This is a genomic window from Patescibacteria group bacterium (genome assembly GCA_028711655.1).
Lineage (GTDB): Bacteria > Patescibacteriota > Patescibacteriia > Patescibacteriales > JAQTRU01 > JAQTRU01.
This window is the reverse complement of the sequence record JAQTRU010000063.1, coordinates 1-3,350: the sequence shown is the minus strand read 5'-3', so window position 1 is coordinate 3,350 and position 3,350 is coordinate 1. Positions and strand designations below refer to the sequence as shown.

The 3,350-nt window shown below is 38.7% G+C and carries 3 protein-coding genes; all 3 read right to left on the bottom strand.

Features of this window, described 5'->3' with window-relative positions:
• Positions 1–153: 153 nt before the first annotated feature.
• The gene (locus tag PHQ42_05315; GenBank protein ID MDD5072120.1) at positions 154–1,836 is read right to left on the bottom strand and encodes a hypothetical protein; all 1,683 of its coding nucleotides are present in this window, start codon (positions 1,834–1,836) and stop codon (positions 154–156) included.
• Positions 1,837–1,888: 52 nt separating this feature from the next.
• Positions 1,889–2,440 carry an epoxyqueuosine reductase QueH gene (locus tag PHQ42_05310; GenBank protein ID MDD5072119.1) on the bottom strand — a complete coding sequence of 184 codons (552 nt, stop codon included), beginning with the start codon at positions 2,438–2,440 and terminating at the stop codon, positions 1,889–1,891.
• Positions 2,441–2,549: 109 nt separating this feature from the next.
• The coding region (gene tgt, locus PHQ42_05305) for a tRNA guanosine(34) transglycosylase Tgt (protein MDD5072118.1) at positions 2,550–3,350 on the bottom strand (801 nt) is incomplete at its 5' end.

Below are 3,350 nucleotides of genomic sequence, written 5' to 3'. Positions count from 1 at the left end.
TTTTGGTTTTTCTTTTAAATTATCCATGGGGTTATATTGCCTATATTTTAAAATTTATAAACTTCTGTGTCAAACGTTGAAAAAATTATGCATTTTTACTGGTTATTCCAATATTCTTAAGAACATTGGAATAACCAAATTGCGCTTGTTTGGCTACTTTGCCCTACTTTGCGTTAGCCACGCCATCAATTCGTCAGCATAATTTTGCAGCATAATAGAGTTCGAAGAAATGGAAAGCGCCCGCTCTATTTCATCAACCGCATTGGGTAAATATTTATCAACGATTTGCGAAGGATGAATAAACGGATTAATAACATGGTAAGCGTACTTATCAATTACCGCTTCATTTTCCGCTGAATTACGAACAAGGATTACTGCCACATCATCCCAATACACCAGTTTAAAACCCATTTCAAACATTGTTTTTAACATCCAGTCCCCGACAATCTTGTTCGTCGGTTCCCTGTACCACATTATAAAATAATTTACTTTGTATTCCTGATTGATGACGTCCTGCCAGCCCGGTTGGGTAAATAAAACTTTTTTCAAATTTTCGTTTGGTTTGCCCGCAAAAACTTCGCTTCGGCCATCCATAAAAATCAATTGTTTGGGCCAAAGCCGCCAAATTAAATATCCGCCGCTGGATTGAAAATTAAACATCGGCCCGGAAATATTGTTTTTTTCTATAAAATCAACGGCTTTAACCGGAAGCAACGATTCATTAACTATTGACCGGTTCCAAATACGGATGGCGCCACTAATAATAACCAAAGCCATCAACGCTCCGGAAAAAATCCAAATTATCGGCTTAGGATCAATTTCTATTTTCTTTTTGGAAATAAAATCAAAAAAGGCGCCGGAGACCAAGGGGACAGCCACTATCGGGAAAAAACCGACGTGTCTGATTGAAATAAGGGGCATGGCAAAAAATCCTAAAATTAACGCAACCGAAGTCCAGTCAATTTCAAAAAACTTCTTTTTCCTGAAGGCGTGCCACAACACAATAATCAAAAAAACCAGCATTAAAGCGATAAAAACTTTGGATTGCCAAGTACTTGTATAGCTTAAAAGCGATTGCCATTCCATCACGCCCATATCCTTAACAGTTGAAGCGATGTCGAAATTATACGTGAGAACTTTGTAGCCGTTAGGATTTAATAGTGTTGCCGCGCAGGATAGAAAGAAGATAATAAGCGGCAGTACAATGGGAATACGACTTTTTATCCTCTTAATCACAAGACCGACAGCGTAAGCGCCTAAAATCGCAATGCCCAAAATCACTCCAGCGTGCAAATTGGCCCAAAGTATAAAAATCAGCGGAAGGAAATAAAGCAGTTTTTTATTATTACTTTTGCGCCAGCGTTCCAAGGCAAAAATCAAAAGAGCAGTCAGCAAATAAGAAAATACTTGCGGCCGCACCACCCACAATTCCGCAGAAAAATAAGCAAGAATAAAAAGAACAAATAACGGGATAATGGACTTGCCAATTTTATCCCAAGCTGTTTTTAAAACTATAAAATAAGTCAAAACCGCCATCAATCCTGCAAAAACAATCAAACCCTTAAATCCGGAGATTAAATTTATCAGGTAAAAAATTACATCACTCAACCAATAATGAGCAATCCAACGACTAGCGGAAGTCGCATAGGAAAATATGTCGTAATGCGGGACAGCGAGGTGCTGAACAATATATTCTCCGGTTTTCAAATGGTAACCCGTATCAAAATCCGCAATTTGATTAAGCGATAAAACAAAAATCGCCGCTAAAAAAAGAGCGGCGATAATCCAATAAAAACGGCTTGAACCAATTAATCTTTCGGCGCTGTTTCCATCCATAATACTGTAGCAACTGTATTTTAAAGTCTTTTATTTTTAACGTCAAATACCCTTATTTTCTCTGGCTAAAAACACAGCCGCAGTAATTTTGGTGGTAAAAATTGAATTTTTTAGCCAATTCCCGGGTTTTCTGCCAAATATCTTTCTTATTCAAATCACCGATAGCGGCAGTGGATAAATATTCAACGCCTGATTCTTCGGCGATTTTTTCGCCAAGCTCGTCAACGATTTTTTCGCTTTTATACGGACTGGCGGCCAAGGTCGTGGCAAAATGAGTAAATCCCCTTTCTTTTGCCAACTGAGCGGTTTTTTTCAAACGCATCTCAAAACAAATCGGGCAGCGCGCTCCACCTTCCGGCTCGTTTTCCAAACCTTTTACCGAGTCAAACCAATTTTTATCATCGTATTCGCCTTCAACAAACTCTAAACCATATATTTCCGCTAATTTCTGACCGGCTTCTTTCCGTTTTTCATATTCTTCCTTGGGATGAACATTGGGATTATAAAAATAAATCAAAATTTCGCTAAAATCGTTTTTCAGCAATTCGCAAAGATAAGCGCCGCAAACCGCGCAACAAGTATGTAAAACAAGTTTTTTCTCCATATCTTTCGTTTCTTTTCTTTGAATTCATACTACCACAGTATGAATTCAAAGAAAACTAAATGAAATTGAGGCAGAAGATAAAAGATAAATAATAAATAAGGCACGGGCCTCAAAACTTTCCGGATTTAATCGCCTGTCGAATACGCCGCATCAATTCCAAATAAAATTTAATATTGTGAATCGTGGCCAAACGATAGTAAAGCATCTCTTTGGTTTTATATAAATGATGTAAATAGGCGCGGCTAAAATTCCGACAGGCATAGCAATCGCAATTTTTATCAATGCTGGAAGAATCATTAAAATATTGGCTTTTGTTAATGGTAATGACTTCATAGAAATCTTTTTTCTCGAAATTATTTGTTTTCCAGGCAAACATTTCTCCGTGACGAGCATGCCGAGTCGGAATAACACAATCGAACATATCAATCCCTCGTTTGACGGATCCCACTATTTGTTCGGGATAACCAACGCCCATCAAATAACGCGGCTTACTTTCCGGAAGCTTTGGCCCTAAATAATCAAGCATGGCATACATTTTTTTCACTGGTTCGCCCACGGCCAAGCCGCCAACGGCATAACCGTCAAAACCAATCTCCTGCAAATCTTGCAGACTTTTTCCCCGCAGATCTTTATAAACTCCGCCTTGAACTATGCCAAACAACAAATTTTTATTTCTACCTCGCGAGGCCTGAGCCTTTGACCTTTTCGCCCATTCGGTCGTCAAGGCAACCGATTTTTCAATCTGTTTTTTTTCGGCCGGGTAGCCGGCGCACCAATCCAAGGCCATCATAATGTCAGAGTTTAATCTTTTCTGAATTTCAATGGATTTTTCCGGAGTTAAAAAATATTGCTGGCCGTTAACGGGGTCGCGGAATTTAACGCCGTTATTAAAAATTTTAACTCCGCTAAT